General features: G+C 71.2%; 3 protein-coding genes and 1 pseudogene. All 4 read left to right on the forward strand.

Annotated features, from left to right (window positions below):
- Positions 1-183: pseudogene (locus GTW40_RS04305) on the forward strand (hypothetical protein); the annotation flags it as partial.
- A 78-nt stretch (positions 184-261) separates the two neighbouring features.
- Positions 262-930 (forward strand): HAD family hydrolase, encoded by a 669-nt coding sequence (locus tag GTW40_RS04310; RefSeq protein ID WP_161178804.1) that lies wholly within the window; start codon positions 262-264, stop codon positions 928-930.
- Positions 931-1378: 448 nt separating this feature from the next.
- The gene (locus GTW40_RS04315; RefSeq protein WP_161178805.1) at positions 1379-6328 is read left to right on the forward strand and encodes an NAD-glutamate dehydrogenase; all 4950 of its coding nucleotides are present in this window, start codon (positions 1379-1381) and stop codon (positions 6326-6328) included.
- 215 nt (positions 6329-6543) lie between these two features.
- Complete coding sequence (locus GTW40_RS04320; RefSeq protein WP_161178806.1) at positions 6544-8019, forward strand: hypothetical protein; 1476 nt, start codon at positions 6544-6546, stop codon at positions 8017-8019.
- Positions 8020-8098: the final 79 nt, after the last annotated feature.

Genomic DNA, 8098 nt, shown 5'->3' on the forward strand with positions numbered 1-8098 from the left:
AAGGCGGCCGCCGTGCACGCCGACGCCGAGGACGCCGAGCGGGACGTGGCCGCCGCGGCCGAGGCCCTGGCGGAGGCGGACGCCGGGGACGACCACGAGCTGGCGGCGGTGGAGGCGGCCGACCACCACGAGCTGCTCTGGTACGCCACGCAGGAGATCCCCAACCTGGTGCGCCAGTCCTGACCCGCCTGACCCCCGCCTGACCTGCGGCGATCCCCTGTCGATGCTCGATTGTCAGTGGGAGTGGGTACGGTTTCGGACATGGGGAAGCAGGGGAACGCGCACATCGTCTGGGACTGGAACGGCACCCTGTTCCATGACATCGACGCGATCATCGGGGCGACGAACGCGGCCTTCGCCGAGCTGGGCCTGGAGCCGATCACGCTGGAGACCTACCGGGCGCTGTACTGCGTCCCGGTGCCGAAGTTCTACGAGCGGCTGCTCGGCCGGATGCCGACCGAGGCCGAGTGGGACGTGATGGACGGCGCCTTCCACCGGCACTACACCGAGTGGCGCACGCGCTGCGGGCTGACCGAGGGCGCGGCCGACCTGCTCGCCGGCTGGCGGTCGGCGGGGAACAGCCAGTCGCTGCTGAGCATGTACGGCCACGAGGAGCTGCTGCCGCTGGTGCGCGGCTTCGGGATCGAGTCCCACTTCCTGCGGATCGACGGGCGTACGGGCCCCTCCGGCGGCTCCAAGGCCGCGCACATGGTCCGGCACCTGAAGTCGCTGGACGAGCTGGTGGCGCCGGAGCGCACCGTCGTCATCGGCGACGCGGTGGACGACGCGCTGGCGGCCCGTCACGTGGGCGCGCGGGCCGTGCTCTACACCGGCGGCTCCCACGGCCCGGCCAGCCTCCGCGAGGCCGGTGTGCCGGTGGTGGACACCCTCGCCGAGGCGGTCGAAGAGGCGCACCGAATAGCGGCATAGCCCGCTCCCGGCTCCCACGGCGCTGTGCAGAACGTCAAACTTCACCCCCCGGTTTTGTACACATACGGCTCATGACGGGTCCGGGGTCAGGGGCGATAGCCTTGTGGCGTGATCAGCGCGATATCTCGCGGGAGCGTCATCGCTCCTGCCCTGCGCCCGGTTCGCACGGAGCACCTCCGTGGCCGGGCGGCGGTCGCTGGTCCTCGCGGGCGCGACAGGGGCCTCGCGGCCTCCAGGACGCCGGGAACGGCACGGGACACGTCGGCACTGGGCGCAGCGTCGCACCCGACAGACGTGTCGACAATGGCCGAATTCCTCCCGCTCATCTCACCTCGCGGCATAGCGTCGGAACGGACCAGACACCCCGGGCCGTGGCGTCATACCGGAGGGAAAGAGACCGTACTTCCTTCTACGTCACGCAACGGCGCGCGACAGGAGCCAGAGGACAATGCAGACCAAGCTGGACGAAGCCAAGGCCGAGCTGCTCGATCGGGCCGCCCGGGTAGCTGAGAACAGTCCGGTCGGGGGGCACCTACCGACCGGGACCACGAGCGAGGCCCCCGACAGCGAGTCCGTGCTCGCGTTCCTCCAGCGCTACTACCTGCACACGGCCCCGGAAGACCTCACCGACCGCGACCCGGTCGACGCCTTCGGTGCCGCTCTCTCCCACTACCGGCTCGCCGAGAACCGCCCCCAGGGCACCGCCAACGTGCGGGTGCACACCCCGACCGTGGAGGAGAACGGGTGGACGTGCAGCCACACCGTCGTGGAGGTCGTCACCGACGACATGCCCTTCCTGGTCGACTCGGTCACCAACGAACTGACCCGCCAGGGCCGTGGCATCCATGTCGTGATCCACCCGCAGTTCGTGGTGCGCCGCGACGTGACCGGCAAGCTCATCGAGGTGCTGCCCAAGCCGGCCCCCGGCGCCGAGCTCCCGCACGACGCGCACGTCGAGTCCTGGATCCACGTCGAGATCGACCGCGAGACCGACCGCGCCGACCTCAAGCAGATCTCCGCCGACCTGCTCCGCGTCCTGTCCGACGTCCGCGAGGCCGTCGAGGACTGGGAGAAGATGCGGGAGACCGCGATCCGGATCGCGGACGACCTGGAGAGCGAGCCCCGCCCCGCCGACCTGCCGGGACCCGAGGCCGAGGAGGCCCGCGAGCTGCTGCGCTGGCTCGCCGCCGACCACTTCACCTTCCTCGGCTACCGCGAGTACCAGCTGCGCGGCGACGACTCGCTGAGCGCCGTGCCCGGCACCGGCCTCGGCATCCTGCGCTCCGACCCGCACCACTCCGAGCAGGACGAGCACCCGGTCAGCCCCTCCTTCGAGCGGCTCCCGGCCGACGCCCGCGCCAAGGCCCGCGAGCACCGTCTGCTCGTGCTGACCAAGGCCAACAGCCGCGCCACCGTGCACCGCCCGTCCTACCTGGACTACATCGGCGTCAAGAAGTTCGACGCCGAGGGCAACGTGATCGGGGAGCGCCGCTTCCTCGGCCTGTTCTCCTCCGCCGCGTACACCGAGTCGGTGCGCCGGGTGCCCGTCATCCGCCGCAAGGTCGAGGAGGTCCTGGAGCGCGCCGGGTTCTCGCCCAACAGCCACGACGGCCGCGACCTGCTCCAGATCCTGGAGACCTACCCGCGCGACGAGCTGTTCCAGACCCCGGTCGACGAGCTCCAGACCATCGCGACCAGCGTGCTCTACCTCCAGGAGCGCCGCCGCCTGCGGCTCTACCTGCGCCAGGACGAGTACGGCCGCTACTACTCGGCCCTCGTCTACCTCCCGCGCGACCGCTACACCACCGGCGTCCGGCTGCGGATCATCGACATCCTCAAGGAGGAGCTCGGCGGCACCAGCGTCGACTTCACCGCCTGGAACACCGAGTCGATCCTGTCCCGGCTGCACTTCGTCGTCCGCGTTCCGCAGGGCACCGAGCTGCCCGAGCTCTCGGACGCCGACAAGGAGCGCATCGAGGCCCGTCTGGTCGAGGCCACCCGCTCCTGGGCGGACGGCTTCACCGAGGCGCTGAACGCCGAGTGCGGCGAGGAGCGCGCCGCCGAGCTGCTGCGCCGCTACCAGCACGGCAACGCCTTCCCCGAGGGCTACAAGGCCGACCACACCCCGCGCGCGGCCGTCGCCGACCTGGTCCACCTGGAGCGGCTGAAGCAGAAGGACGGCGAGGACGGCGGCGACTTCGCGCTGAGCCTGTACGAGCCGGTGGGCGCCGCCCCCGGTGAGCGCCGCTTCAAGATCTACCGCACGGGCGACGCGGTCTCCCTCTCCGCCGTGCTGCCGGTCCTCAACCGGCTCGGCGTGGAGGTCGTCGACGAGCGCCCGTACGAGCTGCGCCGCGCCGACCGCACCACCGCCTGGGTCTACGACTTCGGCCTGCGGATGCCCAAGCCCGCGGGCGGCGGCGACCACCTCGGCGAGGACGGCCGCGAGCGGTTCCAGGAGGCGTTCGCCGCGACCTGGACCGGCCAGGCGGAGAACGACGGCTTCAACTCCCTCGTCCTGAGCGCCGGGCTGACCTGGCGGCAGGCGATGGTGCTGCGCGCGTACGCCAAGTACCTGCGCCAGGCGGGCTCCACCTTCAGCCAGGACTACATGGAGGACACCCTCCGCAACAACGTCCACACCACCCGGCTCCTTGTCTCCCTCTTCGAGGCGCGGATGTCCCCGGACCGGCAGACCGCCGGCCTGGAGATCACCGACGCGCTCCTGGAGGAGCTGGACGCCGCGCTCGACCAGGTGGCGAGCCTGGACGAGGACCGCATCCTGCGCTCCTTCCTGACCGTCATCAAGGCGACCCTGCGCACCAACTTCTTCCAGGAGACCGAGGGCGGCAAGCCGCACGACTACGTCTCCATGAAGTTCGACCCGCGCGCCATCCCGGACCTGCCCGCGCCGCGCCCGGCGTACGAGATCTGGGTGTACTCGCCGCGCGTCGAGGGCGTGCACCTGCGCTTCGGCAAGGTCGCGCGCGGTGGCCTGCGCTGGTCGGACCGGCGCGAGGACTTCCGTACCGAGATCCTCGGCCTGGTCAAGGCGCAGATGGTGAAGAACACCGTCATCGTGCCGGTCGGCGCCAAGGGCGGCTTCGTCGCCAAGCAGCTGCCCGACCCGAGCGCGGACCGGGACGCCTGGCTCGCCGAGGGCATCGAGAGCTACAAGACGTTCATCTCGGCGCTGCTCGACATCACCGACAACATGGTGGCCGGCGAGGTCGTCCCGCCGCAGGACGTGGTCCGCCACGACGGCGACGACACCTACCTGGTCGTCGCGGCCGACAAGGGCACCGCGACGTTCTCGGACATCGCCAACGGCGTCGCCGGGGAGTACGACTTCTGGCTCGGGGACGCCTTCGCCTCCGGCGGCAGCGCGGGCTACGACCACAAGGGCATGGGCATCACCGCGCGCGGCGCCTGGGAGTCCGTGAAGCGGCACTTCCGCGAGCTGGGCGTGGACACGCAGTCCGAGGACTTCACGGTCGTCGGCATCGGTGACATGTCCGGTGACGTGTTCGGCAACGGCATGCTGCTCTCCGAGCACATCCGCCTGGTCGCCGCCTTCGACCACCGGCACATCTTCATCGACCCGAACCCGGACGCGGCCACCTCCTACGCCGAGCGCCGCCGCCTGTTCGAGCTGCCCCGCTCCAGCTGGGCCGACTACGACACCTCGCTGCTGTCGGCGGGCGGCGGGATCTTCCCGCGCAGCGCCAAGTCGATCCCGCTCAACGGCCACATCCGTGAGGCGCTGGGCATCGAGGAGAAGATCTCCAAGATGACCCCGGCCGACCTGATGAAGGCGATCCTCCAGGCGCCGGTCGACCTGCTGTGGAACGGCGGCATCGGCACCTATGTGAAGTCCTCGGCGGAGACCGACGCGGACGTCGGCGACAAGGCCAACGACGCCATCCGCGTCGACGGCGCCGACCTGCGCGTCAAGGTCGTCGGCGAGGGCGGCAACCTGGGCCTGACCCAGCTCGGCCGCATCGAGTTCGCGCTCCAGGGCGGCCGGATCAACACCGACGCGATCGACAACAGCGCCGGTGTGGACACCTCCGACCACGAGGTGAACATCAAGATCCTGCTCAACGGCCTGGTCACCGAGGGCGACATGACCGTCAAGCAGCGCAACAAGCTGCTGGCGGAGATGACCGACGAGGTCGGCGCCCTGGTCCTGCGCAACAACTACGCGCAGAACACCGCGCTGGCCAACGCGCTGGCGCAGTCCAAGGACATGCTGCACGCGCAGGCCCGCTTCATCCGCCACCTGGTGCGCGAGGGCCACCTCGACCGGGCGCTGGAGTTCCTGCCCACCGACCGCCAGATCCGCGAGCGCCTCGCCCAGGGCCAGGGCCTCACCAGCCCCGAGACCGCCGTCCTGCTGGCGTACACGAAGATCACGGTCGCCGAGGAGCTGCTGCGCACCTCGCTGCCCGACGACCCGTACCTGCGCACGCTGCTGCACGCCTACTTCCCGTCGGCGCTGCGCGAGCGGTTCGCCGAGGCGGTCGACGGCCACCCGCTGCGCCGCGAGATCACCACGACCGTGCTGGTCAACGACACGGTGAACACGGGCGGTACGACCTATCTGCACCGGCTGCGCGAGGAGACCGGGGCCTCCCTGGAGGAGATCGTCCGCGCCCAGACCGCGGCCCGTGCGATCTTCTGCTCGGCGCCGGTGTGGGACGCGGTGGAGGAGCTGGACAACAAGGTCGACGCGGCCGTCCAGACCCGGATCCGGCTGCACTCGCGCCGACTGGTCGAGCGCGGCACCCGCTGGCTGCTCAACAACCGGCCGCAGCCGCTCCAGCTCGCCGAGACCGTCGAGTTCTTCGCGGCCCGCGTCGAGCAGGTCTGGCAGCAACTGCCGAAGCTGCTGCGCGGCGCGGACCTGGAGTGGTACCAGCACGTGTACGACGAGCTGTCCGCGGCCGGTGTCCCGGACGAAGTCGCCACGCGTGTCGCTGGGTTCTCCTCCGCCTTCCCGGCGCTGGACATCGTCTCGGTGGCCGACCGCATGGGCAAGGAGCCGCTCGACGTGGCCGAGGTCTACTACGACCTCGGGGACCGGCTGCACATCACGCAGCTCATGGACCGCATCATCGAGCTGCCCCGCGCCGACCGCTGGCAGTCCATGGCCCGCGCCTCCATCCGTGAGGACCTGTACGCCGCCCACGCCGCGCTCACGGCGGACGTGCTCGCGGTGGGCAACGGCACCTCGACGCCCGAGCAGCGGTTCAAGGCCTGGGAGGAGAAGAACGCGCCGATCCTGAGCCGGGCGCGCGCCACCCTGGAGGAGATCCGCGGCTCGGACGCCTTCGACCTCGCCAACCTCTCGGTGGCGATGCGGACGATGCGGACACTGCTGCGCACTCACTCCTGACACACGGAGACGCAGGGTGCCCCGGGACCGGAGAAACGGTTCCGGGGCACCCGTGTTTCCGGCCCCGCCAGGGGAGTTCCGGGCCCCGCCGAGAGAAGACCCGCTCCCGCCCGACGAAAAACCTGCAGCGAATCGACCGCTTCCTGCCGATCGGTCCCTTTCGGATAGGGTCTGGCCTGTGCCTGTGACCTTGAACCGCACCGAGGCCCGGCCCGATGCGCGCCGCCCCGCCTAGCGCGGCGAGCGCCGGTCGCGCCCTGCCCTGGGCCGCCGCCGCGCTCGTCCTCGTGCTGATGCTCCTGGTGATCGTCCGGCTGCCCTGGGCCGGTGACCTCGGGATGCACGCGGCCACCGTGCAGCGGCTGCGGCACAGCCTGCTCGACCCGGGCAACCCGCTGGTCGACGCCGACACCCCGAGCCCCTACTACTCGCCGTGGATGCTGCTGCTCGGCCTGCTGGCCCGGGTCACCGGCCTCTCGGTCTTCGTGGTGCTCCGGATCGGCGCCCTCATCGGGCTCGCGCTGCTCCTCACCGGCGTCTGGCGCTATGTCCGCACCCTGAGCGCCCACCGCGCCGCCCCCGCGCTCGCCATCCTCTGCGTGGTCTTCCTGTGGGGCCCGGACGTCTTCAACTGGAGCGGCTTCCTCGGCCTCAACTCCCTGGCCCTGACGGTGTCGTACCCCAGCGTGCTCGCGCTCGGGCTCTCCTTCCACTTCTGGGTGTGGCTCACGAAAGCGCTGCGCACCGACACCGGCTGGCCCGCGTGGCTGGGGCTCGGTCTCCTCTGGGCGCTGATCCTGCTGTGCCACCAGTTCTCCGGCGTGGTCGCCTCCCTCGGCGCCCTCGCCGTGGTCGTCGCGGCCCGTCCCGCCCGCGCGATCCTGCTCCGCCTCGCTGCGGCCCTGGCGGCGGGCATCCTGCTGCTGGCGCTCTGGCCGTACTACGACTTCTTCGCCCTCTTCGCCGCGGGCGCGGACCTGGAGGCGATCCACCGCCCCCTCTACAGCGACCTCCTGCCCCGCTTCGGCCTGGTCCTGCTGGGCGTGGTGGCCCTGGCCCTCCGCTGGCGCCGCGACCACCGGGACGTCCTGGTCGTCTTCTTCGTCCTCGGCGCGCTGCTCTTCGCGGCGGGCGCCCTCACCGGCCACTACTCCTGGGGCCGCGCCCTGCCCGCCGCCCTGATCCCGGCCCAGCTCGCGGCCGCGCTGGAGACCGTCTCGGCGTCACGCCGGGGCGTACGGGTGGCGTGGGCCTGCCTGCTGGGCATCGCCCTCGCGGTCGGCGCGTGGGCCCAGGCGGGCACGCTCGGCTATGTGATCGACCGCGACGACCTCCCGGCCCCCATCGCCGCCAAGTACCGCACCCCGTGGGTCGGTTACCACTGGATCACCCCCTGGGTCGGCTACGGCGACGTGGTCATGGCCCGCACCACCCCGTCCCGCCAGATCCCCGCCTACGGCCCCTACACCGTGGCCCCCGGCTACCCCGACTTCTTCCTCCCGGACGAAACCGGCCGCGACGAAGCGGTCACCCGCTACTACGCCCCCACCACCGACTCCGAGACCCGCCGCGCCATAGCCCGCCGGTACGGAGTCCGCTGGGTGATCGGCTCGAAGTCAACGGCGGAACCATGGCTGAGAGAGGTGAAGAGAGGTCCGGGGGGCCAGGTCCTGTACAGAGTCCAGCCGTGATTCCGAGGCCAGCTCCGATTTTTTAGGGGCGCGGGGCTGCGTCGATTTGCGGCTCCGCCGCGTGGGCGCGACAAGCCAC

Origin of the sequence: Streptomyces sp. SID4985, from assembly GCF_009863025.1 — a bacterium.
Taxonomy (GTDB): domain Bacteria; phylum Actinomycetota; class Actinomycetes; order Streptomycetales; family Streptomycetaceae; genus Streptomyces.